Raw genomic sequence first — 26,400 nt, 5'->3', positions numbered from 1 at the left:
TTATGTTCGAAACTCTCAAGAAGCAGCCGGCAGACAAGATTCTGCAGCTGATGCTGATGTATGCCGACGACCCGCGCGATCAGAAGATCGACCTGGGCGTGGGCGTTTACAAGAATGCCGAGGGCGTCACCCCGATCATGCGGGCGGTCAAGGCGGCGGAGAAGCGGATCTGGGACGAGCAGACCACCAAGACCTATACCGGGCTGACCGGCGACAGCGCCTTTACCGGCGGCATGACCCGGCTGCTGCTGGCGGATGCGGTGGCGCCTGAGGCGATCTCGGCGGTGGCCACCACCGGCGGCACCGGGGCGGTGCGCCTGGGCTTCGAGCTGATCCAGATGATGAAGCCCGGCGGGCGGATCTGGATTTCCGATCCGACCTGGCCCAACCATATCGCGATCCTGAACTACCTCGGCATCGAGATCAAAACCTATCGCTATTTCGACGCGGAGACCCGCGGTGTCGATTTCGACGCGATGATGGAGGATCTGAAGGGCGCGGAAGCCGGCGATGCGGTGTTGCTGCATGGCTGCTGCCACAATCCGACCGGCGCCAACCTGAACATGGTGCAATGGCAGGAGGTCGCCGACCTGCTGAACGCGCGCCGCCTGCTGCCGATGATCGACATCGCCTATCAGGGCTTTGGCGACGGCCTGGAAGAGGACGCCGCCGGCACCCGGCTGATCGCCTCCTCGGTGCCGGAATGCCTGATCGCGTCGAGCTGTTCGAAGAACTTCGGCATCTACCGCGAGCGGACCGGCATGCTGATGGCGATTTCCGCCGATACCGCCCGCAAGCCGCTGGTGCTGGACACGATGGCGACGCTGAACCGCCTGGCCTATTCCTTCCCGCCCGATCACGGCGCCCGGATCGTCGCGACGATCCTGAACGACGATGCGCTGCGCGCCGACTGGATGGCGGAACTGGAGGAGGTGCGGCTGTCGATGCTGGGCCTGCGCCAGCAGCTTGCGGACGAGCTGCAGCGGCTGACCGGCTCGGATCGCTTCGCCTTCCTGGCTGGGCACCGGGGCATGTTCTCGCGGCTGGGCGTCTCGCCCGAGATCGTGGAGCGGCTGCGCACCGATTACGGCGTCTACATGGTGGGCGACAGCCGGATGAACATCGCCGGGCTGAACAGCAGGACGGTGCCGCTGCTGGCCCAGGCGATCGTCGACGCCGGCGCCTGACACCTGCGTTCCAGACGGATTGAAAACGCCCCGTTCCCTGTGGACGGGGCGTTTTCTTATGCCCGGATCAGGCCGGCCGCCCGGGTCGTGGCATATGGGGCGGGGCCCAAGGAAAAAGGCCCGGGCGGATGCCCGGGCCTTCTGGTTGTTTCGGATCGAGGACCGATCAGGTCTTCGAGAATTCCGGATAGGCTTCCATGCCCAGTTCCGCCATGTCGAGACCGTTGATCTCGACTTCTTCGCTCACCCGCAGGCCCATGATGGCTTTCAGGATGAACCAGACCACGGCGGAGACGATGCTGACGAACAGACCGACCACGATGATCGAGTAGAGCTGGGTGCCGAAGGAGGCGCCCGGGTTGGTCAGCGGAACCGCCAGGGTGCCCCAGATGCCGCAGACCAGGTGCACCGGGATGGCGCCGACGACGTCGTCGATCTTCAGCTTGTCCAGGAACGGCACGGCGAAGACCACCAGGACACCGCCCACGGCGCCGATCAGGGTTGCTGCGCCCAGCGAGGGCATCAGCGGTTCGGCGGTGATCGACACCAGGCCGGCCAGCGAACCGTTCAGCACCATGGTGATGTCGGCCTTTTTGTACAGCAGCTGGGTCAGGATCAGCGCTGCGATGGCGCCACCGGCGGCTGCGGTGTTGGTGTTGGCGAAGATCCGGCTGATGTCAGCCACGTTGCCTGCGGTGTCCATGTAGAGTTGCGAACCGCCGTTGAAGCCGAACCAGCCCAGCCACAGGATGAACGTCCCCAGGGTGGCCAGCGTCAGGTTCGAACCCGGGAAGGGATGGACCTTGCCGTCTTTGTACTTGCCGATGCGCGGGCCGAGGATCAGCGCGCCCATCAGAGCCGCCCAGCCACCGACGGAGTGCACCACGGTCGAACCGGCGAAGTCCTGGAAGCCGGCCGCATCGAGGAAGCCGCCGCCCCATTTCCACGACGCCTGGATCGGATAGATCAGAGCGGTCAGGATGATGACGAAGATCAGGAAGGGCCACAGCTTGATACGCTCGGCCAGGGTGCCCGACACGATCGACGCGGTGGTGGCGCAGAACATCAGCTGGAAGAAGAAGTCCGAGCCAACCGACGCATAGGTCAGATCGGTTTCGGTGTCGGCCAGGCCGACCGGCTCAAGCACCGCGGGCGAGAAGGCGCCGAGGATGCCATCGATGCTCCAGCCGTCGCCGGGATACATCAGGTTGTAGCCGATCAGATAGTACATGATGGCAGCGAAGGCGAAGAGCGCGACGTTCTTCATCAGCTGCATGGTGACGTTCTTCTGACGAACCAGACCTGCTTCCAGCATCGAGAAGCCGGCGCCCATGAACATCACGAGGAAACCGGTGACTAGGAACATGAACGTGGTGAAGATGTAGCCGATCTCAGCATTCGGCGGGGTTACATCCGCCTCCTGCGCCAGCCCGAGGCTCGGCAGCGCGATCAGCGCCGCGGCCAGGCCGAGTTTCGTCAAGGATTTCATTTGCATTTCTGTTTCCCCTGTTCCGCGTCTCAGAGCGCGTCGTCGTTGGTTTCACCGGTGCGCACGCGGATCGCTTGTTCCACGTCCAGCACGAAGATCTTGCCGTCGCCGATTTTCCCGGTCTTGGCAGTGCTGGTGATGGTCTCGACCACCTGGTCGGCCATGGCGGCGCTGACCACGATTTCCAGCTTGATTTTCGGCACGAAATTCACGGCGTATTCCGCGCCGCGATAAATCTCGGTGTGGCCGGACTGCGATCCGAACCCTTTGATTTCCGTCACCATCATGCCGCGAACGCCGGCCTCGGTCAGCGCTTCGCGCACCTCCTCCAGCTTGAACGGCTTGATTGTCGCAATGATCAGTTTCACGATCGTCCCCTTCGTTCGGCAGGTCCCCCTGCGGTCGCCTCGCAAGGAAGGCTTCCCACAGGCAGGAATGGAATGTTTTCTGCCACATAACTGTGACTTGTCGCCTATTTTTTGCACATTTTTTGCACAGAAAATGTATGATGCCCAATAAATGGGCGAAATAGAGTCGTGTCACAGTCGGGTTACGGGCTCTCAACAAATCGCCGCGGGCGCTGTAGTCTGTCTCCAGAACAAAGATCGAGCAGGATCGGGCATGGCAGACTCCTCACGTCGCAAACCGCCACTGGTTGCGGACAAACGCTATTCTTCGGCCAAGAGCGGGGCGAAGGGCACGGCGAAGGCCGGGGCCAAGAAGACGGCGAAACCGGCCAAGACCACCAAGACCACCAAGACCGCCAGCAAGGCCAAGCCGGCCACCGGCGGCCGGCGCCGGACGAAGGCCGCGGCGCGGCGCGGCTCGGGCGGTGGCGGCGGCGGTATCGTGGGGTTTTTCAAGCGTGTGATCTTCGGCATCTTCGGCCTGATCTGGGGATTCTCCTGGCGCATGGGGATGGTGATCGGGCTGCTGATCGCTGCGGCAGTGGGATATCAGTACACGCAGCTGCCCGAGATGACCGCGCTGCTCGACGGTCGGGCGCGCGGCTCGGTGACGCTTCTGGACCGCAACGGTCAGGTTTTCGCCTGGCGCGGCGATCAGTTCGGCGGTGTCGTCACCACCGAAACGGTCTCGCCCTATCTCAAACACGCGATCATCGCGACCGAGGACCGGCGATTCTATCATCACTTCGGGGTCAGCCCGCGCGGCGTCGCCAGCGCCGTGGCGATCAACCTGCGCGAAGGTCGCGGGCCGCTGTCCGGGCATGGCGGCTCGACGATCACCCAGCAGACGGCCAAGCTGCTGTGCCTCGGGGTGCCCTACGATCCCGAGAGCGGCATGACCGAGGCGGAATACGAGGCCGACTGCCGGCAGAGCACGCTGTGGCGCAAGATCAAGGAAGCGATCTACGCCATGGCGATGGAGGCGAAATACTCCAAGGACGATATCCTGACCATTTACATGAACCGGGCGTTCCTGGGCGCTGGTGCCCGTGGCTTCGAGGCGGCGGCGCAGCGCTATTTCGGCAAGTCGGCCTCTGACCTGAAACCCGCCGAGGCGGCGATGCTGGCCGGGCTGCTGGTGGCGCCGACCCGATTCGCGCCCACCAACAACCTGACCCGGGCGCAGAACCGGGCCGGGGTGATCGTCGGCCTGATGCAGGAGCAGGGCTATATCACCCAGGCGCAGGCCGATCAGGCGCGCGCCAACCCCGCCGAATTGTCCGAGGCCGCGGCGGCGCGGGCGGGCGGGTATTTCGCCGATTGGGTGATGGACGAGACGCCGGAGTTCTTCGGCGACAAGACCACCGAGGACGTGATCATCAAGACCACGCTGGATCAGCGCATCCAGACCTCGGCGGAAGAGGCGATGAACTTCATCTTCCAGGAAAAGGTCAGCCCGGGGTCCAAGGCGCAGGCTGCCATCGTGGTGATGAGCCCGGACGGCGCGGTGCGCGCCATGGTCGGCGGTCGCAAGACCCGGGTGTCCGGGGTGTTCAACCGCGCCACACAGGCCAAGCGGCAGACCGGTTCGGCCTTCAAACCCTTCGTTTATGCCACGGCGCTCGATCTCGGGGCCTCGCCGCTGGACATGGTGACGGACGAGGCCTTCTGCATGACCATCCCCGGCTCCGGCCAGTGGTGTCCGCAGAACTATACCCACAGGTTCTATGGCCAGGTGACCTTGACCGAGGCGCTGAAGAAGTCGCTGAACATCCCGGCGGTGAAGATCTCCGAGAAATACGGCCGCGACAAGGTGCGGCTGGTGGCGAAGGAGTTCGGCCTGGACAGCGATCTGGCGATGGGTCCGGCGCTGGCGCTGGGGGCCTCGGAAAGCACGCTGATCAACATGACCGGGGCCTATGCCGGCATCCTGAACGGCGGCTCTTCGGTCAAACCCTATGGGCTGACCGAGCTGAAGCTGGTGGGTGACGATGCGCCGGTCTTCGGCGCCTCGGGCGGCATCGGCGAGCGGGTGATCCGCACCGAGGCGGCCGAACAGCTGATCTGGATGCTTGAGAAGGTGGTTTCCGAAGGTACCGGCGGACGGGCGCGGCTGCCGGGCTGGCAAGTGGCGGGCAAGACCGGCACCTCGCAGGAGGCGCGCGATGCCTGGTTCATCGGCTTCACCGCCGATTACGTCACCGGGGTCTGGATGGGCTATGACGACAACACCCCGCTCAAGGGGGTGACGGGCAGCGGCCTGCCGGCGGAGATCTGGCATGAGACCATGATGCGGGTGCAGGAGGGGATGACCCCGACACCGCTGCCGATGCGGGAGCCGATCCCGCCGACCGCGCCGCCGGCGGCCAAGGCGCCGTCCTCGGGCGGTGGCGGGTTGGGCCAGGCTGTCGACCAGCTCCTGCGCGACATCTTCGGCGGTGGCGGCGGCGGCAATGGTGCCGGGGCGCAGTCCAAACGCTAGGGCGTCCTGCTGGCCGGGCGACAAAAAACCGGCCCCGCTGCCGTCTGGCAGGTCGGGGCCGGGTCATTCTTGCCGCGTCTGGCGCAGCGTCTCACTTTTTGGTGAGGATCAGGTGATCTGCCTAACCAATAGTCTTCAGATCGCTGATCAGCTGGTCGATGTTGCCTTTGCGCTTGTCCAGAAGCGAGCCGATCTCGGTTCGTTCGGTCAAGAGCATGTTCACACCCTCGATATAGATGTTGAAGAACAGCTCCTTGCCGGTGCGGTCGGAGACGTGGAACGCGACCTCGAAAGGCGATTCCCCACGCAGGTAGGCGGTGGTGCGCACCTCGAGGAAATTCTTGATCTGCCGCACGTCCTCGACCTCGAGCCGGCCGCCGATGAATTCGCGGAACCGCTTGCCGTATTTGCGGGCGATATAGCCGGTGAACGCCTCGGTGAAAGCGCGTTTCTGGCTTGAGGTCGCACGGCGTCCGTCCACCCCCAGCGCATAGGCCGCGATATAGGACGTATCGGCGTAGGATCTGAAAATCCCCTCGAAATCGCGATACATCGCGCTTTCGGATTTGCCGCTGTCAATGACGCGGTTGATCTGCCCCACCAGCTGGTCGACCATGGATTTTGCCTTGGTCTCGCTGAGCGCCAGGGCGGATTTGGGCAGGGTTACACTCGCCAAAACAGCGCCGGCCGTGGCGATCAGATGCCGGCGCGAAAAAGTAAAGCTCATCAGAAGCCCTCGGTACTGATCTCGTCAGGCGTAATGTAGAGGTCCGGGGTATCGCCTTCCAGCTTGAACCGGCGATTTTGCATGTAGATAGTCCGTGCCTGCGCGTAACTATCTGCACTTTCATAAAGAATTGCATCGACCGCATCGGAGTAGCGGCCCCGGTCACCCAGTCGTTTGACCGCCTGCGCGTAAAGGCCGAGGTTATCCACGGGCTGGTTCTTGGCGTAATCCAGCGGGTTGAGCACGAAATCGACCAGCAGGCCGATCGCATCGCGGCTGGTCGAGGGGCCGTAGAGCGGCAGTTCGATATAGGCGCCCTCGCCAAGGCCCCAGCTGTGCAGGGTTTCGCCGAAATCGGTATCGACCTTGGGGATTTCGAAGTTGCTGGCCGGGTCGGACAGGCCGGCGAAGCCGACGGTGGAGTTGATCACGAAGCGCGCCAGGGCGATGCCGGCCTGTTTCGGCTTGCCCTGCAGCAGCGAGTCGACCATCTGCCCCGGCATCGACAGGTTCTCGGCGAAGTAGTTGAAGCTGTCGACCATCGGCGGCGGGACGATGGCGACGTAGCCTTTGGCGGCAGGGCGCAGCAGCACCTTGTCGAGACCGACGTTGAAGCCGTGAATCGAGCGGTTGGTCGATTCGTAGGGGTCGAAAATTTCACGGCTTGCTTTCTGTTCCGGCGTAGGCGTGGCACAGCCGGCGAGAAAACCCGTTGCTCCGAGCAGAGCGGCAACGAGGAGGGGGCGCAGCGAAAGGTCCATGGGTCAGGAGAATCCGTTATTTTCGGGCAGCAGGGCGGTAACCCTTGAAATGTAGGAGCCGACATGATTGGTCAAAGGCGACATTGCGCTCCTTAATGGATGTGTTGCTGTATTGGAACAGACGCCAGGTGATTTGACTGCGAACATGCCTGGTGCCGGTGTATTTGTGACCGGCCGAGAACGTGGGGGAGAACCTTGAGACCCGCCTATCGAAATGCCGCCTTCCCGGCGGATGGTTTTGCGGAGCTGGCCGCGGCGCGGCGCCAGAGCCGCGCCTTGTACTGGGCCGTGGGGCTGTTCAGCTTCTTCTGCAATCTGCTGATGCTGACCGGCCCGCTCTATATGCTGCAGGTCTATGACCGGGTGCTGGGCAGCCGGTCCGAGGAAACCCTGGTGGCGCTGTCGCTGCTGGTGGCCTTCCTCTATGGGGTGATGGGTCTGCTCGACTTCACCCGCGGCCGGGTGATGGCGCGTGTCGGCGCCCGGTTCCAGGCGACGCTGGATCGCCGGGTGTTCGAGGCGATGCTGAGCCGCTCGGCGGTGGCCAACGATCCGGTGGCGCAGACCGGGCTGCAGGATCTCGAAGCGGTGCAGCGGCTGATGGCGGCACCGGTGCTTCTGGTGGTCTTCGACCTGCCCTGGACGCCGTTCTTCCTGGCCGGCATCGCGCTGTTTCACCCCTGGCTGGGGATTCTGGCGGTGGCCGGCGGCAGCCTGCTGGTGCTGATCACCGTGCTGAACCAGTTCTACTCCCGCAGCCCGGTGCTGAAGGCCAATGTCACCTCGCATCGTGCCACCCTGATGGCGGAGGAGATCCGCGGCGAGGCGGAGACCATCCAGTCGATGGGGATGCGCGGCGCGGCGTTTTCGCGCTGGAACGGCACCCGCCAGACCTCGCTCGACGAATCCGTGCTGGCCAGCGATGTGGGCGGCTCGTTCTCTTCTCTGACCAAGACGCTGCGGATGTTCCTGCAATCGGCGATGCTGGGCCTGGGCGCTTATCTGGTGCTGAAGGCCGAGGTCACCGCCGGGGTGATGATCGCCTCCTCGATCCTGCTCAGCCGGGCGCTGGCGCCGATCGAACAGCTGGTCGGCCACTGGCCGCAGGTGCAGCGCGCCCGCAAGGGCTGGCAGTCGCTGGGCGAGCTGCTGTCCAAGGTGCCCGCCGATGTGCGGCGGACGGCGCTGCCCAAACCCAGGGCACGGCTGGACGTTCAGGGGCTGACCGTGGTGCCGCCGGGCGATACCCGGGCCAAGCTGAAGACCGTCAGCTTCAAGCTGGAACCGGGGCAGGCGCTGGGGGTGATCGGCCCGTCAGGCGCCGGCAAGACGACGCTGGCCCGTACCCTGACCGGGTTCTGGAAACCCGCCGGCGGGGTGGTGCGGCTGGATGGCGCCTCTCTCGATCAATATGCGCCGGACGTGCTGGGCCAGCATATCGGCTATCTGCCGCAGCGGGTGCAGCTGTTCGACGGCACCATCGCCGAGAACATCGCCCGGCTATCCCCCGACCCCGACAGCACGAAGGTGGTCGAGGCCGCCAAGAAGGCGGCGGCGCACGATCTGATCACCTCGCTCCCCGATGGCTACGACACCCGGGTGACCTCGGGCGGGGGACGGCTTTCGGGCGGTCAGATGCAGCGGGTGGCGCTGGCCCGGGCGCTCTATGACGATCCGGTGCTGCTGATCCTGGATGAGCCGAACTCGAACCTCGACAACGAAGGCTCTCTGGCGCTCAACAACGCGATCAAGGGCATGAAGGCGGCGGGCAAATCGGTGCTGATCATGGCGCACCGTCCCTCGGCCATTCAGGAATGCGACCTGCTGCTGGTGCTGGAAGACGGCCACCGCAGCGCCTTCGGGCCGAAGGATCAGGTGCTGCGCGAGATGGTCTCGAACCATGAGCAGCTGTTGAAATCGGCCGGTATGGGGGGCGTGCGATGAGCCAGAGCGACGAGACCGACGGCAAGCTGGTCGAAGCCAAGCCGGCGATGCCGGCGAAGAAACCGCAAACCGCCCCGGCCAAGCCGGAGAAAATCCCGCTGCCGACGGCGGCGGTGACGGCGAAGGCGGGCAGCGGGGCTGCCCCGGGCCGCTCGTGGTCGGCGCGCTGGCCGCTGCTCGTGGGGTTCCTGACGCTGTTTCTGCTGGTCGGCGGCTTCGGCAGCTGGGCGGCGATGTCCAATATCGCCGGCGCCGTGGTGGTCACTGGCCGTATCGAGGTGGAGAGCAACCGCCAGGTGGTGCAGCATCTCGATGGCGGTATCGTGTCCGAGATTCTGGTCACCGAAGGCGATGAGGTGACGGCAGGCCAGACCCTGATCCGGCTGGACCCGACGCTCTTGCGTTCGCAGCTGGTCATCGTCGAGGGCCAGTTGTTCGAGCTGATGGCGCGGCGCGGCCGGCTGGATGCGGAGCGCGACGAAACCGATACGATCGAATTCGATCCCGAACTGGTGGCGATCGCCAAGGACCGCCCCGAGGTTGCCGAACTGATCGAAGGCCAGCGGCGGCTGTTTCTGGCGCGGCGTGATTCCATCGCCCGCGAGACCGAGCAGCTGGAAAAACGCCGTGGCCAGATCGGCAATCAGATCGAGGGGATCGAGGCGCAGCAGCAATCCCTCGCCGTGCAGCTCGACCTGATCAATCAGGAGCTGGCCAATCAGCAGACGCTGCTGGATCGGGGGTTGGCACAGGCCGCGACGGTACTGAACCTGCGTCGCACCACCGCCGATCTGGAGGGCACGCTGGGCGAGCTCAAGGCCTCCAAGGCGCAGGCGGAGGGGCGGATCACCGAAATCGAGATCGAGATCCTCAAACTGGGCACCACCCAGCGCGAGGAGGCGATCAGCCGGCTGCGCGACTTGCGTTATCGCGAATTGGAACTGGCCGAACAGCGCCGGTCGCTGAAGGAACAGCTGTCGAGGCTGGATATCACTGCGCCGGTGTCGGGGGTGGTCTACGGGCTTCAGGTGCATACGCCGCGCTCTGTCATCCGGCCCGCCGATCCGCTGCTCTACATCGTGCCGACCGACCGTGATCTGGTGATCGCGGCGCAGGTGGACCCGATCCACGTGGACGAAATCCACGTCGGCCAGAATGTGATCGTCACCCTGACGTCCTTCGACCATCGCACCACGCCGCAGCTTGAGGCGACGGTGCTGCGGGTCTCGGCCGATGCGTTCCAGGACAGCAACAGCGGTCAGTCCTTCTATCGGGCGGAGATCGTGCTGGACGACGGCGAGGTGGACAAGCTGCCGGAGGGCACGGTGCTGATCCCGGGCATGCCGGTGCAGGCCTTCGTCCGCACTGCCGACCGGTCGCCGATCGCCTATCTGGTCAAGCCGCTGGCGGAGTACTTCACCAAGGCCTTCCGCGAGAGCTGACGATTTCGCTTTTCGCCCGGAAAGCATCGCGATAGCGTCCGCGCGACACCGGCCAAAAGGAGAGCGGAGCGATGAGCATCGAAGGCAGACTGGAAGAGATGGGCGTGACGCTGCCCGATGCCCCGGCGCCGGCGGCGAACTACGTGCCCTTCGTTCAGGTGGGCGACATGCTCTATGTTTCGGGGCAGATCTCGGCGGATGCGACCGGTCTGATCACCGGTAAGCTGGGTGCCGACATGGAGGTGGAGGCCGGCGCCGCGGCGGCGCGTGCCTGTGCGATCAACCTGCTGGCGCAGGTGCGGGTGGCCTGCAAGGGGGATCTGGACCAGTTGGTACGGGTGGTCAAGCTGACTGGCTTCGTCAACTCCACCCAGGAGTTCACCGATCAGCCGAAGGTGATCAACGGCGCTTCCGACTTCATGGTCGAGGCACTGGGCGATGCCGGCAGGCACTCCCGTTCGGCGGTCTCCGCGGCGGCGCTGCCGCTGGGGGTCGCGGTGGAGATCGAAGGGATCTTCCAACTGCGATGAGACAGCTTGCGACGCTGCCCGACGATCTGCTGCGGCTGCCGGTCGCGCATCGGGCCCTGCATGACCGCAGCGACGGTCGGCCGGAAAACAGCCGCGCGGCGATCCGCGCGGCGATCGCGGCGGGCTATGCGATCGAGATCGACCTGCAGTTGACCGCCGACGGTCAGGCGGTGGTGTTTCACGATTACGATCTGAAGCGGCTGACCGCCGAGACCGGTGCGGTTCGGAAGCGGACCGCGGCAGAGCTGGAGCAGATCCCGCTGACCGGCGGCGATGGCGAGGGCATCCCCGGCTTTGACGAGGTGCTTGCGCTGGTCGCCGGGCAGGTGCCGCTTCTGGTCGAGATCAAGGATCAGGACGGTGCCATGGGACCGGACGTGGGCCCGCTGGAGGCCGCCGCGGCGGCGGCGCTGGCCGGCTATGACGGACCGGTGGCGGTGATGTCGTTCAATCCCCACAGCATGGCGGAAATGGCACGGCTGGCCCCCGATCTGCCGCGCGGTCTGGTGACCAGCGCCTATGATCCCAGCAAATGGCCGCTGTCGCCGGAGGTCTGCGACCATCTGCGCCGGATTCCGGATTTCGACCGCGTCGAGGCCGCGTTCATCAGCCATGAGGCCGCCGATCTGGGCCGCGCCCGGGTGCGGGCGCTGCATGGCGAGGGGGTGCCGGTGCTGTGCTGGACCATCCGGTCGCTCGCTGCCGAGGCAGCGGCGCGCAAACTTGCCGACAATATCACCTTCGAAGGCTATCTGGCCGCGATCCCGGGTTGAACGGGCGGGGTCCGGGCACAGATAGTGCGGGGGCCCCGGAGGGAAGATGGACCAGGCACAGATCGAAATTCAGGTCGTCGCGTCGCTGTCAGAGATTTCGGCGGAGGACTGGGATGCCTGCGCCTGTCCGGAGGCAGCGGAGGGCGGGGCGCCGACGGATCCCTTCACCACGCACCGGTTTCTCAAGGCGCTGGAAGACAGCGGTTCGGTCGGGCGCGGCACTGGCTGGCAACCGCAATATCTGACCGCCTGGCTGGATGGGCAGATGATCGCGGTGGCGCCGATGTATGCCAAGTCGCACAGCCAGGGCGAATATATCTTCGATCACAGCTGGGCGCATGCCTATGAACGCGCCGGCGGACGATATTATCCCAAGCTGCAGATCGCAGTGCCCTTCACCCCGGCGACGGGGCGGCGGTTCCTGACCCGCCCCGGCTATGAAACGGTGGGCCAGTCGGCGCTGGTGCAGGGCGCGGTGCAGCTTGTCGAGGCCAATGGCCTCTCCTCGCTGCATGTCACCTTCTGCACCGAGGCGGAGGCCGAGGCGGGCGAGAGGATGGGGCTGATGTCGCGCGCCAGCCAGCAGTTCCACTGGCTCAATCAGGGCTATGCCGATTTCGACGGTTTTCTCGCCGACCTGTCGTCGCGCAAGCGCAAGAATATCCGCAAGGAACGCCGGCAGGCCAACGACTTCGGCGGCAGCATCCGGCTGTTGACCGGGGACGATCTGCAGCCCGAGCATTGGCAGGCCTTCTGGAGCTTCTATCAGGACACCGGCGCGCGCAAATGGGGCTCTCCCTATCTCACGCGGGCGTTCTTCGATCTGGCGCAGGAGCGGCTGCGCGACGATATCGCCCTGGTCCTGGCCGAACGCAACGGCCGCTGGGTCGCCGGGGCGCTGAACTTCATCGGTCGCGATACGCTCTACGGGCGCTATTGGGGCTGCGTCGAACACCACCCCTGTCTGCACTTCGAACTGTGCTATTATCGCGCCATCGACTATGCCATCGCCCATGGGCTGGGCCGGGTCGAAGCCGGCGCGCAGGGCGAACACAAACTGGCGCGCGGCTATCTGCCGACCCAGACCCACAGCCTGCATTGGGTGGCCGATCCCGGCTTCGCCGATGCGGTGGCGCAGTTTCTGGAGGCCGAGCGCGCCGCCGTGAGCGAGGAAATGGAGTTCCTCACCGACTACGGCCCGTTCAAAAAAATAGAAGTAGAGGAGCAGGAATGAGCGAAATTCTTTCGGAAGAGGGCCGTCACCTGCTGTTGGAGCCGCTGCTGGCGAACGGCTGGGCACTGGCCGAGGGGCGCGATGCGCTGGTGAAAACCTATGAATTCGACAGTTTCGTCGATGCCTTCGGCTGGATGACGCGGGTCGCGCTCTGGGCGGAGAAATGGAACCATCACCCGGACTGGCAGAATGTCTACAAGACCGTGGTGGTGACGCTGTGGACCCATGATCTGGGCGGGCTCAGCGCGCAGGACGCCAAGCTGGCACGCAAGATGGACAGCCTGCTGTAAGCTGTCTGAAAGGGACCGGCCGGGGTGCGTCTTCCCGGCCGGCCCTGAAATTGCAGGGCGGGGTCAGATCGCGGCCAGCAGCCCTTCGCCGGCGGAAATCTCGCATTGGCCGGGGTTCTCCTCGGCGTTCAGCTGGGTGATCTTGCCGTCTTCGACCAGCATGGCATAGCGCTTGGACCGCGCCATCAAACCGGCCGGCGGGGCATCGAAATTCATGCCGATGGCGGTGGTGAAGGCGCTTTCGGCATCGGCCAGCATGGTGATCCCGGCCTCGGTCGCGCCAGTCGCCTCGCCCCAGGCCTTCATCACGAAGGGATCGTTCACCGAGACGCAGATGATCTCGTCCACGCCCTTGGCGTCGAACTCCGCCTTGGTGCGGATGAAGCTGGGGACATGCGCCATGTGGCAGGTGGGGGTGAAGGCGCCGGGAACGGCGAAGATCACCACCTTGCGTCCCTTGGTGAGGTCGGAAATCGCGACCGCCTCGGGTCCTTCGGCTCCGAACCGGATCAGCGTCGCGTCTGGAAGGCTGTCGCCCGTCTTGATGGTCATTGGTGTTCCTTTCTCAAGCGAGATTGTGTTTCGCTCGGGGTTGAATGTAGTGTCCCGGCGAAAAAGGAAAACGACCAAAGTCCATGGAGAGGGAAATGAGCCATATCGTCGTGATCGGAGCGGGGCAGGCGGGATCGTCCCTGGTGGCGAAACTGCGCAAGGACGGTTTCGACGGTGAGATCACCCTGATCGGCGCCGAGGCGGTGCCGCCCTATCAGCGGCCGCCCCTGTCCAAGGCTTATCTCCTGGGCGACATGGCGCTGGAACGGCTGTTCCTGCGGCCGGAGAGTTTCTATGCCGACCAGAACATCACCCTGAAGCTGGGCCAGACGGTCACCGCGATCGATCCGGCGGCTCGGACCGTGACGCTGGACGACGAGAGCATCGCCTATGACGAGCTGGTGCTGACCACCGGGTCGGACCCGCGTCTGTTGCCGGCGGCGATCGGCGGCGATCTGGGCGGGGTCTTCGCGGTGCGCACCCTGAAGGATGTCGACGCCATGGCGCCCGCCGTGGTCGATGGCGCCCATGCGCTGATCGTCGGCGGTGGCTATATCGGGCTGGAGGCGGCGGCGGTCTGCGCCAAGCTGGGGGTCAAGGTCACCCTGGTCGAGATGGCGGATCGCATCCTGCAGCGGGTGGCGGCGCCGGAGACCAGCGATTATTTCCGCGACCTGCACCGGTCGCACGGGGTGGATATCCGCGAAGGCATCGGGCTGACCCGGCTGGTGGGCCCCGAGGGCAAGGTCACCGGCGCGGTGCTGTCGGATGGCAGTGAGCTGACGGTGGATTTCGTCGTCGTCGGCGTGGGCATCGCACCGGCCACCGCTCTGGCGGAAGCGGCGGGGCTGGAGATCGACAACGGCATCAAGGTCGACGGGCTCGGCCGCACCTCGGATCCGCATATCTGGGCGGCAGGCGATTGCGCCTCCTTCCCGCACAACGGCGGCCGGCTGCGGCTGGAAAGCGTGCCCAATGCGATCGATCAGGCCGAATGCGTCGCCGGTAACCTGCTGGGCGCCGGGGTGGATTACGTGCCGAAACCCTGGTTCTGGTCGGATCAATATGACGTCAAGCTGCAGATCGCCGGGCTGAACGCGGGCTATGACCATATCGTCGCGCGTCGGGGCGAGGGGCTGAGCGCGTCGTTCTGGTACTTCAAGGGCGATCAGCTGCTGGCGGTGGACGCGATGAACGATCCGCGCGCCTATATGGTCGGCAAACGGCTGATCGATGCCGGCAAGACCGCCGATCCGGCGCTGGTCGGCGATCCGGATTTTGACCTGAAGGGTCTGATGCGGGCGTGAGGATCATCGCGGGAGAGTTCCGGGGCCGTGCGCTCGCCTCGGTCGGCAAGGGGGATGCGGGCGCGCATCTGCGCCCCACCACCGACCGGGTGCGCGAAAGCCTGTTCTCGGTGCTGACCCATTACGGTGTGATCCCCGGCGCCCGGGTGCTCGACCTTTTCGCCGGCACCGGCGCGCTGGGGCTCGAGGCGCTGTCGCGCGGCGCGGCGGAGGTGACCTTCGTCGAAAACGGCCGGGTCGGGCAGGGGCTGATCGGCAAGAATGTCGAGATCACCCGCAGCAGGGCCGCGACCCGGCTGATCCGCCGAGATGCCACCCGGCTGGGCCCGCATGAGGGTGCCGGGTTCGATCTGGTCTTCCTCGATCCGCCCTATGGCATGGGGCTGGGTGCCCGGGCGTTGACGGCGGCGCTGGCGGGCGGTTGGCTGGCGCCGGCGGCGCTGGTGGTCTGGGAGGAAAGCGCGCCGATGGAGCCGCCGGAAGGATTCGTCCTGATGGAGCGGCGCAAGTACGGCGATACCCATGTGACCCTGCTGGAGGTCGCCCCGGCGGGGTAAATCGGCCTTTCTCGCTGTGGATAACTGCCGGGTCGCGCCAAGTAACAACTTTGTGACACTGCGTCGCAGCATTTTCCGCTGCGGTGCCTCTCGCATTTCTTGAGCAAGCTGCCTATTTCCCGCGCAGAACAAGAAACGACTGAACAGACGAACGAGCGAGAAGAATGACGGGTTTGCGTGTGTCTCTACTGGGTGCGATCACCCTTACTGCCCTGGTCGCGGGCACGGTGGCGCTTTATGCCGCGGATTGCGAACAGCGTGTCTCGGCGCGCTACGATGCGGCGCCGCTGCATGTGCAAAAGGCGCTGTCGCTGCGGGCGCAGTGACCTCCCGGCGCGGTGGCCGATGCCGCGGCGCGGGTGGCTGATACGACAAAGGCAGGCCTGGGCCTGCCTTTTTTCTTGCGTGGTGGACCGGGTTGTCAGCCGTAGGTCGGATGGAACTTGCCGGCCGGCGACAGGGTGAAGATATCGACCCCATCCGCAGTCACGCCGACGGAATGTTCGTATTGCGCCGACAGCGATTTGTCGCGGGTCACCGCGGTCCAGTCATCGGCCAGCGTCTTGGTGTCGGGCCGGCCCAGGTTCACCATCGGTTCGATGGTGAAGAACATGCCTTCCTCCAGCACCGCGCCGGTGCCCGGGCGGCCATAGTGCAGCACGTTGGGACGGTCGTGGAACACCTGCCCGAGCCCGTGGCCGCAGAAATCGCGGACCACGCTCATCCGCTGGCTTTCGACATAGGCCTGAATGGCATGGCCGATATCGCCGAAGGTATTGCCGGGTTTGACCATGTCGATGCCGATCATCAGGGAATCATAGGTCACCTGGATCAGCCGCTCCGCCTTGCGCGACAGCTTGCCGGCCACATACATGCGGCTGGTGTCGCCGAACCAGCCATCGACGATCACGGTGACGTCGATGTTCAGGATATCGCCGTCCTTCAGTCGCTTGTCGCTGGGGATGCCATGGCAGACCACATGGTTCACGCTGATGCAGCTGGCGTGCTTGTAGCCCTTGTAACCGATCGTCGCCGAGGTCGCGCCATAGGCGGTCACCTTCTCCTCGATCAGGCGGTCGATCTCTCCGGTGGTCTGGCCCGGGAAAATATGCTCAGGCATTTCGTCCAGAATCTGCGCGGCGATACGCCCCGCCTTATGCATTCCTGCGAAATCTGCCGGCTCGTGAATTCGGATACCGTCCCGGTTGCGATGTCCGCGCAATTCGGTGTTCAAGGGTAGGCTCCATCTTTTTGCCTCGACCATGCTATTTAACGCCTTCCCCCGGGAAGTGCCAGAGGGCGGCCGAGAACACCGGCTTCACAGTTTCAGGACGGCGCGTTTCGGGCTATGCTGGGATCATATTTTATGCTGCTGGATTTGTTCCGATGAGACTGCTTTTCGCCTTTTTGGCCGGTTTGGGAACCCTGATTTCGGCGCTGCCTGGACCGGCGCGGGCGGGCAGCTGCCGCAGCGAGATCGCGGCGCTGTTCCACGGTGGGGCGCTCGATCCCTTCGCCCGTCCGCCGCATGTCGTCGACACTACGGTCCTGACGGTCGGGGGGCAGGTGAAGAAACGGCAGCGCGTCGTCTTCGACACGCCGATGAAGTCGCTGACGGGCCTGCCGGGGCAGCAGATGACGCTGGTGATCGGTGGCCGGTCGTGGAGCGGGCCGACCGCGCAGGGACCCTGGCGGCAGAACCTGACGATGCGGGCGCCGGGCGATTTCGAGGCGGAGGAGCGGGCCAGCCGGGACCAGATGTCGCGCAATATCTCGGACCCGGTCTGCCGCGGAGTGGTGGAGCATGAGGGTCAGCGTTATCGCGTCTACGAATTCTTCACCCGGACCGATGCGGATGCCTCGGGCCGCTATTTCGGCGCCCGCCACGTCGTCTATATCGATCCGAAGAGCGGCCTTCTGATGCTGCAGGAACGCAGCGGCGATGTCGCAGACTATCTGCCGCAGCCGGGCACGGAGCGGCGGGTGATGCGCTACCGCTACGACCCGTCCCTGCGGCTTTCGGCGCCGGGCTGAGCCGGGTCAGCCGACGAAGGGCAGCGGCCGGCGCAGGGTGATCTCCTCCGGCGAAATGGCGCAGTCGAAGCAGGCCACCTCAACACCCGCGGCGCGCGCGGCCACCAGCCCGGCGGCATAGGCCGGGTCGATATCGCCGGCGATGCCGACGCGGTCGCAATCGGTGCGCTGCACCAGGTAGAGCATCACCGCACGATGGCCGGCGGTGACCATGGCCGAGAGCTCCTCAAGGTGTTTCAGCCCGCGCGCGGTGCGGGAGTCGGGGAATTCGGCAAAGCCGGGGCTGCGGCTGAGCGTGACCGATTTGACTTCGACATAGGTATCGGGCCCGGCGCCGGACAGCAGGAAATCCACCCGGCTTTTCTCGCCGTATTTCACCTCTGCCCGCACGGTCGGTGCGGTCAGGCCGGGAACGTCGCCGGCGATCAGCGCCGCCTTCAGCGCCCGGTTCGGAACCGAGGTATCGACGCCGGTGAAATGGCCGTTTTCGTGATCGACCAGCCGCCAGCCGTATTTCAGTTTCTTTTTCGGATCGTCATTGGGTTCGAGCCAGATTTTCATCTCCGGATCGGCCAGGCCCATCATCGAACCCGGATTGGCGCAATGGGCGGTGATCTCGCTGCCGTCCTGCAGCCGGCAATCGGCAAGAAAGCGTTTGTATCGGCGGATCAGCCGGGCCGGGACAAGAGGGGTTTGAAAGCGCATGAAACCCGGCCTATACCTGCCTGCGCGGCCCTTCAAGACCGCGATATGAGGGACGGGGCACCATGACCAATCCAACCGCTGCCATGCTCGTGATCGGGGATGAAATCCTCTCCGGGCGGACCCGCGATTCCAACATGTATCACCTCGCCGGTGAGCTGACCAAACAGGGCATCGACCTGCAGGAGGTCCGTGTTGTCGGCGATGAGCGCGCGGCGATCGTCGCGGCGGTCCGGGCGCTGTCCGGGGCCTATGATCACGTGTTCACCAGCGGCGGCATTGGCCCGACCCATGACGATATCACCGCCGATTGCATCGCCGCGGCCTTCGAGGCGACCATCGATGTCCGCGCCGATGCCCGGGCGCTGCTGGCGGCGCATTATGCCCGTACCGGAGCGGAGCTGAACGAGGCGCGGCTGCGGATGGCGCGGATCCCCGAGGGGGCCACGCTGATCGACAACCCGGTCTCGGTGGCGCCGGGCTTCACCCTTGGCAACGTGCATGTGATGGCGGGTGTACCGGCGGTGTTCGAGGCGATGGTCGCCAGTGTCCTGCCGACCCTGACGGGCGGCGCGCCGCTCCTGTCGCAAAGCCTGCGGGTGATGCGCGGCGAGGGCGAGATCGCCACGCCGCTGGCCGCACTGGCCGCCGATTTTCCCGATCTCTCGATCGGGTCCTATCCGTTCCAGAAGGACGGGGCTTACGGCGCCAATATCGTGGTGCGCGGCGCCGAAGGGGCCCGCGTCGATGCCGCGATCACCCGGCTCGCCCGGGAGCTGGGCCTGTGACCGCCGCGCCCTGGCTGTTCGACACCATCGACGGGACCTGGCCCGCGGCGCGCTATCTGTCCGAAGGCCCCTGGCTGCTGCGCGAGGGGCGGGGCGGCGGCAGCCGGGTATCCGCCGCCTCGGCGCGGGACGCGGTGCAAGAGGATGATATCGCGCAGGCCGAAGCCGGCATGCTGGCGCTGGGGCAGCCCCGGCTGTTCATGATCCGGCCCGAGGACAGCGCATTGGATGCGGCGCTGGCGGCGCGCGGCTATCAGATCAAGGACCCGGTCACCGCCTATGCCACCCCGGTAGACCGTCTGACCCAGATCCCGGTGCCGCGCGTCACCGTGCTGCCGGTCTGGGAGCCGCTGGTGATCATGCGCGAGATCTGGGCTGAGGGCGGGATCGGGCCGGAGCGGCTGGCGGTGATGATGCGCGCCGAAGGGCCCAAGACCGGGCTGCTGGCACGCTATAACGACAAGCCGGGCGGCGCGGCCTTCGTCGCCGTTCACCAGGGCGTCGCCATGCTGCACGCGCTGGAGATTCTGCCGCATCAGCGCAAGCAGGGGCTGGGCCAGTGGATGATGCGCGGCGCTGCCTTCTGGGCCAGAGCGCAGGGCGCGCAGAAGCTTTCGGTGGTCTGCACCCGGGCAAATGACGGGGCGAATGCCTTGTATTCCTCTCTCGGAATGGACGTAGTGGGGGCGTATCACTACCGCATCTTGCAATAGGAGGAGTTTGCAAGTGACCCAGGAGAGAGCCCCCACCGCGCTGGACCTGCCGATGGTCGATCCGCTGCCGGACGCCACCCAGAAGTACTTCGACATCTGTCAGGACAAGCTGGGGCTGGTGCCGAATGTGCTGAAGGCACATGCCTTCGACATCGACAAGCTGAACGCCTTTTCGGCGATGTATAACGACCTGATGCTGGCGCCCAGTGGGCTGAGCAAGCTGGAGCGCGAGATGATCGCGGTTGTGGTGTCGTCGATCAACCGCTGTTTTTATTGTCAGGTCGCCCATGGCGCCGCCGTGCGCGAGCTGTCGGGCGATCCCGCGTTGGGTGAGATGCTGGTGATGAATTACCGCGTCGCGCCGCTCGATGCGCGGCAACGGGCGATGCTGGAGTTTGCCGAGAAGGTGACCACCGCCAGCTCTACCGTCGCGGAGGCGGATCGCCAGGCGCTGCGCGCGGCCGGCTTCAGCGACCGGGACATCTGGGATATCGCCAATGTGGTGGGGTTCTTCAACATGACCAACCGGGTGGCCAGTGCCATCGCCATGCAGCCCAACGATGCCTATCACGCGCAGTTCAGATGAGGGTGGCCTGAGATGATCCGGGCGGCGGCATCGGGGCTGATGGCCGGGCTGGGGGCGCTGCTGCTGGCGGCGCCGGGGCCGGTCTGCGCGCTTGAGGTGCCGGCGGCCGCCCGGCTTTTGTCCGAACGCAGCAGCCCGCTGGACAGCTATGACCTGCCGCTGGCCGGCTTCGATGGCAGTCGGGTGCCCTCGGCGCATCTGGAAGGCGCGGTGATGCGCCGGACCTGGCGGCTCGATGGCACCTCTGCCACGCCGCTGCAGCTGCTGGCGCCGCTGCGGGCGGAGCTGGAGGCGGAGGGCTATCGCATCCTGCTCGACTGTACCGCCGAAAGCTGTGGCGGGTTCGATTTCCGCTATGGCACCGAGGTCGCCCTGGCGCCGCAGATGCATGTCGATCTGGGCAACTTCCGCTTCCTGTCGGCGCGGCGGGGCGCGGCGGAGGCGGTCAGCCTGATGGTCAGCCATACCGGCAGTAGCGCCTATCTGCAGATGATCGAGGTGACCCCGGCCGACCCGGGCGCGACCGAGATCGCACCGGCGCCGGAGACCGAGCTGCCCCCGACCCCGGCCGACGCCGAAGAGGCCCTGGCCGCCGTTCTGCTGGCGGAGGGCCATGTGGTTCTGAGCGATCTGGATTTCGGCACCGGCGCCGACACGCTGGGGCCGGAGCGCTACGATTCGCTGGTCGCGCTGGCCGGGTTCCTCGCCGCCAATCCCGGGTTTCGGCTGGTCTTCGTCGGCCATACCGACAGCGTCGGCGGGCTGGAGGCGAATATGGCCCTGTCGAAGCAGCGGGCCGAGGCGGTGCGGGCGCGGATGGTCGCGGACTATGGCGCCGATGCCGGCCGCCTCTCGGCCGATGGGGTGGGCTATCTGGCGCCGATCGCTCCCAACACCACCGATGCGGGACGCGAGAGGAACCGCCGGGTCGAGGCGGTGCTGCTGCCCGCAGGTTGATCGCAGCCGCCACCGCCAAAAAAAGACCCCCGGCGGTCTTTGCAGGACACGCACGGGGGCAGGCGGGTTGCCAAGGGAACAGGTTTCAGCTCAGGCAGGCAAAGGCGGTCAGCGATAGGGCTTACCAGTCGGTCGGGCCCTTTTCGGCAAAGGCATGGACCAGGAAATCGATGAAGGCGCGCACTTTCGGCTGGGTGAAGCGGCCGGGCGGATAGACGGCATAGATGCCCTGGGTCTCCACCGGCAGCGACGGCATGGCGTCCTCGACCAGGCCTTCCTTCATCGCATGGGCATAGAGATAGCTGGGCAGATAGGCGATTCCGAGCCCGGAGATCGCAGCGTTCAGCAGCGATTGCCCGTCATTCACCGACAGCCAGCCGGCGGTCCGCACCTGGCGCTTTTCGCCCGAGGGGGCGGTCAGCTTCCAGACATTGCCGCTGGACTGGTTGGAATAGTGCAGCAGCTTGTGATTGTTCAGGTCGTCGATCTTCTGCGGCCGGCCGAACTGCTGCAGATAGCTGGGGCTGGCGATCAGCCGCTTGGTGCTTTCGGTCAGCTTGCGGGCGCGCAGCGTGCTGTCTTCCAGCTCGCCGATGCGCACGGCCATGTCGAAACCTTCCGAGATCAGTTCGACATAACGGTTGTTCAGCACCATGTTGACGGTGATATCGGGGAAATCGGTCAGGAAGTCCGACAGGATCGGCGACAGCAGGTTGACGCCGAAATCGGTGGCGACGCTGACCCGCAGCAGCCCGGAGGGCGCCGATTGCATCGAGGTCACCAGCGCATCGGCCTCGCCGGCGTCGTTCAGCACGCGGCGGGCGCGGTCGTAATAGGCCAGGCCGATTTCGGTGGGGCTGACGCGTCGGGTGGTGCGGTTCAGCAGCCGCGCCCCGAGCCGGGCCTCAAGGCTCGACACATGTTTCGAGACGGCCGATTTCGAGATGCCCATCTTCTTGGCCGCATCTGTGAAGCCACCCTGATCCACCACATTGGCGAAGGCTTCCATTTCGGTCAGTCGGTCCATGCCGTCGTCCTCGGTTTCTTGTCTTTGGATCGGTTATCGCGGCCAATCTGGGCAAGAACGGGGCAGGGGTGGGATATTCTCGGGGATTTGATGGGTATCGTTTATGGCGCAGAAACGATGTTTGGGGGTTCAGCCCGCCGCCGCTGCTGCCGTTTCCGCCGGCGGCCTGGCGAAGGCGCGGGCAAAGGCGGCCTCTCCCGCCGGGGTGAACCGTACCGCCCGGCCGGTCGCGTCGCGCCGCGCCCAGCCGGTGGCGATGAACTGCGCCAGCAACGCTCGGCCCAGCCGGCCGGCCAGATGCGATTGCCGTGCACTCCAGTCCAGGCATTCCCGGCACAGCGGCGCGCGGCTGCGCGGCAGGCTGTCGAGATCGATGCCCAGCCCGGCGACGAAATCCCGCCCCGAGGCGGTCAGGAGCAGATCGTCGGCCGGTCCGGCGATCTGGCCGCGGGCGCGCATCACCTCGTAGATCTGCACCCCCATCTCTCCGGCCAGGTGGTTGTAGCAGACCCGGGCGCGGCGCAGCGCATCGTCTTTCGGTCCGGTGCGGCTGCGCAGGTGGCCCCGGCCGGCGGCCAGTCCCATCAGTGCCTCCAGCACTTGGGCGACCTCTTCTCCGGATAGGGTGAAATAGCGGTGGCGGCCGGATTTGCGCAGGCGGATCAGCCCGCTGTCCTCCAGTTTGCGCAGGTGGGAGGAGGCGGTCGGCAGGCCGACGCCGGCCTCTGCCGCCAGTTCGCTTGCGGTCAGGGCCTTGCCGCTCATCAGCGCGGTGAGAATGTTGGCGCGGGCCGGGTCGCCGATCAGGGCGGCGATGCGGGCGATATCGGGTCCTTCTTTCATGCTTCGACTGTGGTCGAAGCATCTGCGCCGCGCAAGGGGGTAGAAGCGGGCAGGCATTCGAAGGAGACCCCCATGCTGACCTGTGTCATCCGCTATCAGATCGATCCCACCAAACACGACCAGTTCCGCCGCTACGCCCGCACCTGGGGCGAGGCGATCCCGCGCAACGGCGCCGATCTGATCGGTTATTTCGCGCCGCATGAAGGCTCCAGCACGCTGGCATATGGTCTCTACAACATCGAAAGCCTCGCCGCCTATGAAGCCTATCGCGCCCGGCTGGCTGCCGATCCGCTGGGACGGGAGAATTATCTTTTCGCGCAGAAGGAGGGCTTTATCCTGCGCGAGGACCGGAGCTTTCTGAAACTGGCCTCGGGAGGGGGATCATGATCGCAATCATTTTCGAAGTGGAACCGGCAGAGGGCGCGACCGCGGCCTATCTGGACATCGCCGCCGAGATGCGGCCGTTGGCGGAAGAGATCGAGGGCTTCATCTCGGTCGAGCGGTTCGAGAGCCTGACCCAGCCCGGCAAGCTCCTGTCGCTGTCCTTCTGGGAGGATGAGGCGGCGGTGGCGCGCTGGCGCCAGCTCGCCGCGCATCGGCAGGCGCAGGCCAGCGGCCGTGGCGGGCTGTTTCGCGATTATCGGCTGCGGGTGGCGCATGTGCTGCGCGACTACGGCCTGACCGACCGCGCCGAGGCGCCGGAGGACAGCCGCGCGGCGCACGATGGGGAATAGGAGGCTCTGTCCCCACGGCCTGCGGCCGTTCCCCCCGGATATTTGCAGCCAGAAAAAGGGCGAGCGGCGCCCGGAAAACGGTCCAGTGGACCGTTTTCAGCCGCGAACGGGCGGAGCCCCGGGAGACGCCCGGGCCGAGACGACGGCCAGATAAGGCCCCGCCTCGACCGGTTTTGTGGCGCGCGGATCAGAGCGTGGCGGCCAGCCGCGTGCCCTGATTGATCGCCCGTTTGGCGTCGAGTTCCGCCGCTACATCGGCGCCGCCGATCACATGGGCGGTGATGCCCCTTTCGGCCAGCGCATCGGCCAGGCTGCGCTCCGACACCTGGCCGGCACAGAGCACCACGGTATCGGCGGCGATCAGCGTGGGGTTTTCCCGCGCTTCGCCGAAGCTGACATGCAGGCCCTCTGCGTCGATCTTCTCGTAATTGACGCCGCCGACGAACTCGACGTCCTTCATCTTCAGCGTGGCGCGGTGAATCCAGCCGGTGGTCTTGCCAAGCCCCTTGCCATGGGCCTGTTTCTTGCGCTGCAGGAGCGTCACCCGCCGCGCCGGGGCCGCCGGTTGCGGCCCTTCGGGGGCCAGGCCGGAGCGATGCTCTGCCGGGTCGGTCACCCCCCACTCGGTCATCCAGGCCGGCAGATCGGTGGCGGGGCTGTGGTCTTCCAGCAGGAATTCCGAGACGTCGAAGCCGATGCCGCCGGCACCGATCACCGCCACCCGCGGACCCACCGGGGCCTTGTCGCGCAGCACCTCGATATAGCTGAGCACATTGGCGCCATCCTCGCCGGGGATCTGCGGATCGCGCGGGGTGACGCCGGTGGCGATCACCACCTCGTCGAAGCCCGTCAGATCGTCGGCGGTGACCTCCCGGCCGAGCGTCAGTGTGACGCCGGAGTGTGCCAGCATGGTCCGGTACCAGTCGACGAGGCCCCAGAACTCCTCCTTGCCGGGGACTTGCTTGGCCATGTTGAGCTGGCCGCCGATCTCTTCCGCCTTGTCGAAGAGGCTGACCTTGTGACCCCGCTCCGCCGCCGCGAGGGCAGCCGACAGGCCGGCGGGGCCGGCACCGACCACGGCGACGGTTTTCGGCGCGGCGGTCTTTTCCAGGACCAGCTCGGTCTCGTGACAGGCGCGGGGATTGACCAGGCAGGAGGTCAGCTTGCCGCCGAAGGTGTGATCCAGACAGGCCTGATTGCAGGCGATGCAGGGGGCGATGGTGGCGGCGGCACCAGCGGCGGCCTTGGAGACGAAATGCGCATCCGCCAGCATCGGCCGGGCGAGAGAGACCATATCGGCGCAGCCTTCCGCCAGCACCTCTTCGGCGACGTCGGGGGTGTTGATCCGGTTCGAGGTGATCAGCGGCACCGAGACCTTGCCGATCAGTTTCTTGGTCACCCAGGCGAAGGCGCGGCGGGGCACCGAGGTGGCGATGGTCGGAATCCGCGCCTCGTGCCAGCCGATGCCGGTGTTGATGATGCTGGCGCCGGCCTTTTCGATCTCCTGCGCCAGTTGCACGACCTCATCATGGGTGGAGCCGTTGGGCACCAGGTCGATCATCGACAGCCGATAGATGATGATGAAGTCGGGGCCGACGGCCTCCCGCGTGCGGCGGACGATCTCGATCGGCAGGCGCATACGGTTCTCGTAAGAGCCACCCCAGTCGTCGCTGCGCTTGTTGGTATGGGTGACGAGGAACTGGTTGATGAAATAGCCCTCCGATCCCATGATCTCGACCCCGTCGTAGCCGGCCTTCTGTGCCAGCATGGCGGCCTGAACGAAATCAGCGATCTGCTTCTCGATCCCCGCCGCGTCCAGCTCGTTCGGCGGGAAGGGGGAGATCGGCGATTTCACCGGGCTGGGCGCCACGCATTTCGGGCCGAAGGCATAGCGGCCCGCATGCAGGATCTGCATGGCGATCTTGCCGCCGGCCTGATGCACGCGGTCGGTGACGATGGCGTGGTTGGCGACGTCCTTGTCGGTGGCCATCATCGCCGCGCCCGGCGCGACCGAGCCTTCGAGGTTCGGGCCGATGCCGCCGGTGACCATCAGGGCGACGCCGCCGCGGGCGCGTTCGGCGTAGAATTCGGCGACGCGGTTCCAGTCGCCGGTCTCCTCCAGCCCGGTGTGCATGGAGCCCATCAGAACGCGGTTTTTCAATGTGGTGAAGCCCAGATCCAGCGGCGCCAGAAGATGTGGGTACTCGGTCATATCGCCCTCCCTTAGCTGGCGGCAGAATTGCCGCATTGTCGGTCTGTGTCACGTCGGAACCCTGCGTCACTGGCTTGCACCCGCCGAGGCAGGCGCTAGACAGAAGGGGCACAGCGAAAGGA

28 protein-coding genes are annotated in these 26,400 nt (G+C 65.7%); 18 read left to right on the top strand and 10 right to left on the bottom strand.

The genetic code is table 11. The features are described 5' to 3' along the window. Nucleotides 1-2 precede the first annotated feature (2 nt). Nucleotides 3-1,187: an amino acid aminotransferase gene (locus QO033_RS03150; RefSeq protein ID WP_284479476.1), complete on the top strand. Its 1,185-nt coding sequence runs from the start codon at nucleotides 3-5 to the stop codon at nucleotides 1,185-1,187. A 166-nt stretch (nucleotides 1,188-1,353) separates the two neighbouring features. Here QO033_RS03150 and QO033_RS03145 read toward each other — a convergent pair whose 3' ends face one another. Next, the gene (locus QO033_RS03145; protein ID WP_284479475.1) at nucleotides 1,354-2,676 is read right to left on the bottom strand and encodes an ammonium transporter; all 1,323 of its coding nucleotides are present in this window, start codon (nucleotides 2,674-2,676) and stop codon (nucleotides 1,354-1,356) included. Between the two features lie 29 nt (nucleotides 2,677-2,705). Continuing rightward, nucleotides 2,706-3,044: a P-II family nitrogen regulator gene (locus tag QO033_RS03140; RefSeq protein ID WP_284479474.1), complete on the bottom strand. Its 339-nt coding sequence runs from the start codon at nucleotides 3,042-3,044 to the stop codon at nucleotides 2,706-2,708. Between the two features lie 253 nt (nucleotides 3,045-3,297). Between QO033_RS03140 and QO033_RS03135 the strand changes: the two genes are divergently transcribed. Then, nucleotides 3,298-5,565, top strand: a complete 2,268-nt coding sequence (locus tag QO033_RS03135) for a transglycosylase domain-containing protein (protein WP_284479473.1) — start codon at nucleotides 3,298-3,300, stop codon at nucleotides 5,563-5,565. Nucleotides 5,566-5,686: 121 nt separating this feature from the next. On the opposite strand, the gene QO033_RS03130 is transcribed toward QO033_RS03135, so the two are convergent. Together QO033_RS03130 and QO033_RS03125 are read right to left on the bottom strand one after the other, a co-directional pair. Then, on the bottom strand, nucleotides 5,687-6,292 hold the full coding sequence (locus QO033_RS03130; protein ID WP_284479472.1) for an MlaC/ttg2D family ABC transporter substrate-binding protein: 606 nt from the start codon (nucleotides 6,290-6,292) through the stop codon (nucleotides 5,687-5,689). Next, nucleotides 6,292-7,053, bottom strand: a complete 762-nt coding sequence (locus QO033_RS03125) for an MlaA family lipoprotein (protein WP_284479471.1) — start codon at nucleotides 7,051-7,053, stop codon at nucleotides 6,292-6,294. The genes QO033_RS03130 and QO033_RS03125 overlap by 1 nt, the downstream gene beginning before the upstream one ends. 195 nt (nucleotides 7,054-7,248) lie before the next feature. On the opposite strand from QO033_RS03125, the gene QO033_RS03120 reads away from it, so the two are divergent. The 6 genes from QO033_RS03120 to QO033_RS03095 all read left to right on the top strand — a co-directional run bounded on the left by QO033_RS03120 (nucleotide 7,249) and on the right by QO033_RS03095 (nucleotide 13,266). Next, nucleotides 7,249-8,997, top strand: coding sequence for a type I secretion system permease/ATPase (locus QO033_RS03120; protein ID WP_284479470.1), 1,749 nt, complete (start codon nucleotides 7,249-7,251; stop codon nucleotides 8,995-8,997). Next, entirely contained in the window at nucleotides 8,994-10,439 is a 1,446-nt protein-coding gene (locus QO033_RS03115; RefSeq protein WP_284479469.1) for an HlyD family type I secretion periplasmic adaptor subunit, read from the top strand. The genes QO033_RS03120 and QO033_RS03115 overlap by 4 nt, the downstream gene beginning before the upstream one ends. A 71-nt stretch (nucleotides 10,440-10,510) precedes the next feature. After that, a complete protein-coding gene (locus tag QO033_RS03110; RefSeq protein WP_284479468.1) occupies nucleotides 10,511-10,969 on the top strand; it encodes a RidA family protein in 459 nt (152 codons plus the stop codon). Then, nucleotides 10,966-11,742 (top strand): glycerophosphodiester phosphodiesterase family protein, encoded by a 777-nt coding sequence (locus QO033_RS03105; RefSeq protein WP_284479467.1) that lies wholly within the window; start codon nucleotides 10,966-10,968, stop codon nucleotides 11,740-11,742. The genes QO033_RS03110 and QO033_RS03105 overlap by 4 nt, the downstream gene beginning before the upstream one ends. A 46-nt stretch (nucleotides 11,743-11,788) precedes the next feature. Then, nucleotides 11,789-12,976: a GNAT family N-acetyltransferase gene (locus QO033_RS03100; RefSeq protein ID WP_284479466.1), complete on the top strand. Its 1,188-nt coding sequence runs from the start codon at nucleotides 11,789-11,791 to the stop codon at nucleotides 12,974-12,976. Next, nucleotides 12,973-13,266: a 4a-hydroxytetrahydrobiopterin dehydratase gene (locus QO033_RS03095; RefSeq protein WP_284479465.1), complete on the top strand. Its 294-nt coding sequence runs from the start codon at nucleotides 12,973-12,975 to the stop codon at nucleotides 13,264-13,266. Before QO033_RS03100 ends, QO033_RS03095 begins: the two co-directional genes overlap by 4 nt. A gap of 63 nt (nucleotides 13,267-13,329) precedes the next feature. Here QO033_RS03095 and QO033_RS03090 read toward each other — a convergent pair whose 3' ends face one another. Beyond that, nucleotides 13,330-13,818, bottom strand: a complete 489-nt coding sequence (locus QO033_RS03090) for a peroxiredoxin (protein ID WP_284479464.1) — start codon at nucleotides 13,816-13,818, stop codon at nucleotides 13,330-13,332. A gap of 95 nt (nucleotides 13,819-13,913) precedes the next feature. On the opposite strand from QO033_RS03090, the gene QO033_RS03085 reads away from it, so the two are divergent. The 3 genes from QO033_RS03085 (at nucleotide 13,914) to QO033_RS03075 (ending at nucleotide 16,008) form a co-directional block, all read left to right on the top strand. Further along, nucleotides 13,914-15,125 carry an NAD(P)/FAD-dependent oxidoreductase gene (locus QO033_RS03085; protein WP_284479463.1) on the top strand — a complete coding sequence of 404 codons (1,212 nt, stop codon included), beginning with the start codon at nucleotides 13,914-13,916 and terminating at the stop codon, nucleotides 15,123-15,125. Next, nucleotides 15,122-15,682 carry a 16S rRNA (guanine(966)-N(2))-methyltransferase RsmD gene (gene rsmD / locus QO033_RS03080; protein WP_284479462.1) on the top strand — a complete coding sequence of 187 codons (561 nt, stop codon included), beginning with the start codon at nucleotides 15,122-15,124 and terminating at the stop codon, nucleotides 15,680-15,682. Before QO033_RS03085 ends, rsmD begins: the two co-directional genes overlap by 4 nt. Nucleotides 15,683-15,846: 164 nt before the next feature. Further along, the gene (locus tag QO033_RS03075) at nucleotides 15,847-16,008 is read left to right on the top strand and encodes a hypothetical protein (protein ID WP_284479461.1); all 162 of its coding nucleotides are present in this window, start codon (nucleotides 15,847-15,849) and stop codon (nucleotides 16,006-16,008) included. A 95-nt stretch (nucleotides 16,009-16,103) separates the two neighbouring features. Here QO033_RS03075 and map read toward each other — a convergent pair whose 3' ends face one another. Continuing rightward, nucleotides 16,104-16,946, bottom strand: coding sequence for a type I methionyl aminopeptidase (gene map, locus QO033_RS03070; RefSeq protein ID WP_284479460.1), 843 nt, complete (start codon nucleotides 16,944-16,946; stop codon nucleotides 16,104-16,106). Between the two features lie 122 nt (nucleotides 16,947-17,068). Here map and QO033_RS03065 point away from each other — a divergent pair, with 122 nt between their 5' ends. Beyond that, nucleotides 17,069-17,716: a hypothetical protein gene (locus QO033_RS03065; protein WP_284479459.1), complete on the top strand. Its 648-nt coding sequence runs from the start codon at nucleotides 17,069-17,071 to the stop codon at nucleotides 17,714-17,716. Between the two features lie 6 nt (nucleotides 17,717-17,722). Here the strand turns inward: QO033_RS03065 and sfsA are convergent, their stop codons facing one another. Further along, a complete protein-coding gene (gene sfsA, locus QO033_RS03060) occupies nucleotides 17,723-18,421 on the bottom strand; it encodes a DNA/RNA nuclease SfsA (protein WP_284479458.1) in 699 nt (232 codons plus the stop codon). Between the two features lie 62 nt (nucleotides 18,422-18,483). Here sfsA and QO033_RS03055 point away from each other — a divergent pair, with 62 nt between their 5' ends. From QO033_RS03055 to QO033_RS03040, 4 genes are read left to right on the top strand one after another with little or no spacing between them, the layout of a single operon-like run. After that, entirely contained in the window at nucleotides 18,484-19,206 is a 723-nt protein-coding gene (locus QO033_RS03055) for a competence/damage-inducible protein A (protein WP_284479457.1), read from the top strand. Then, a complete protein-coding gene (locus QO033_RS03050) occupies nucleotides 19,203-19,919 on the top strand; it encodes a GNAT family N-acetyltransferase (protein ID WP_284479456.1) in 717 nt (238 codons plus the stop codon). The genes QO033_RS03055 and QO033_RS03050 overlap by 4 nt, the downstream gene beginning before the upstream one ends. Nucleotides 19,920-19,932: 13 nt before the next feature. Continuing rightward, nucleotides 19,933-20,505 (top strand): peroxidase-related enzyme, encoded by a 573-nt coding sequence (locus tag QO033_RS03045; RefSeq protein ID WP_284479455.1) that lies wholly within the window; start codon nucleotides 19,933-19,935, stop codon nucleotides 20,503-20,505. A gap of 12 nt (nucleotides 20,506-20,517) precedes the next feature. Further along, nucleotides 20,518-21,462 (top strand): OmpA family protein, encoded by a 945-nt coding sequence (locus tag QO033_RS03040; RefSeq protein WP_284479454.1) that lies wholly within the window; start codon nucleotides 20,518-20,520, stop codon nucleotides 21,460-21,462. Nucleotides 21,463-21,583: 121 nt separating this feature from the next. Here QO033_RS03040 and QO033_RS03035 read toward each other — a convergent pair whose 3' ends face one another. Then, on the bottom strand, nucleotides 21,584-22,489 hold the full coding sequence (locus QO033_RS03035) for a LysR family transcriptional regulator (RefSeq protein ID WP_284479453.1): 906 nt from the start codon (nucleotides 22,487-22,489) through the stop codon (nucleotides 21,584-21,586). A gap of 129 nt (nucleotides 22,490-22,618) precedes the next feature. After that, nucleotides 22,619-23,332, bottom strand: coding sequence for an ArsR/SmtB family transcription factor (locus tag QO033_RS03030; RefSeq protein WP_284479452.1), 714 nt, complete (start codon nucleotides 23,330-23,332; stop codon nucleotides 22,619-22,621). 72 nt (nucleotides 23,333-23,404) lie between these two features. Here QO033_RS03030 and QO033_RS03025 point away from each other — a divergent pair, with 72 nt between their 5' ends. Together QO033_RS03025 and QO033_RS03020 are read left to right on the top strand one after the other, a co-directional pair. Next, nucleotides 23,405-23,719 (top strand): NIPSNAP family protein, encoded by a 315-nt coding sequence (locus tag QO033_RS03025; RefSeq protein ID WP_284479451.1) that lies wholly within the window; start codon nucleotides 23,405-23,407, stop codon nucleotides 23,717-23,719. Then, nucleotides 23,716-24,066 (top strand): antibiotic biosynthesis monooxygenase family protein, encoded by a 351-nt coding sequence (locus tag QO033_RS03020; protein WP_284479450.1) that lies wholly within the window; start codon nucleotides 23,716-23,718, stop codon nucleotides 24,064-24,066. Before QO033_RS03025 ends, QO033_RS03020 begins: the two co-directional genes overlap by 4 nt. Before the next feature lie 187 nt (nucleotides 24,067-24,253). On the opposite strand, the gene QO033_RS03015 is transcribed toward QO033_RS03020, so the two are convergent. Continuing rightward, the gene (locus QO033_RS03015; protein WP_284479449.1) at nucleotides 24,254-26,278 is read right to left on the bottom strand and encodes an NADPH-dependent 2,4-dienoyl-CoA reductase; all 2,025 of its coding nucleotides are present in this window, start codon (nucleotides 26,276-26,278) and stop codon (nucleotides 24,254-24,256) included. Between the last annotated feature and the right edge of the window lie 122 nt (nucleotides 26,279-26,400).

The sequence above is a fragment of the Pseudodonghicola flavimaris genome, assembly GCF_030164425.1.
GTDB lineage: Bacteria > Pseudomonadota > Alphaproteobacteria > Rhodobacterales > Rhodobacteraceae > Pseudodonghicola > Pseudodonghicola flavimaris.
The sequence above is the reverse complement of the archived record's forward strand: the minus strand, read 5'-3'. Positions and strand labels throughout refer to the sequence as shown.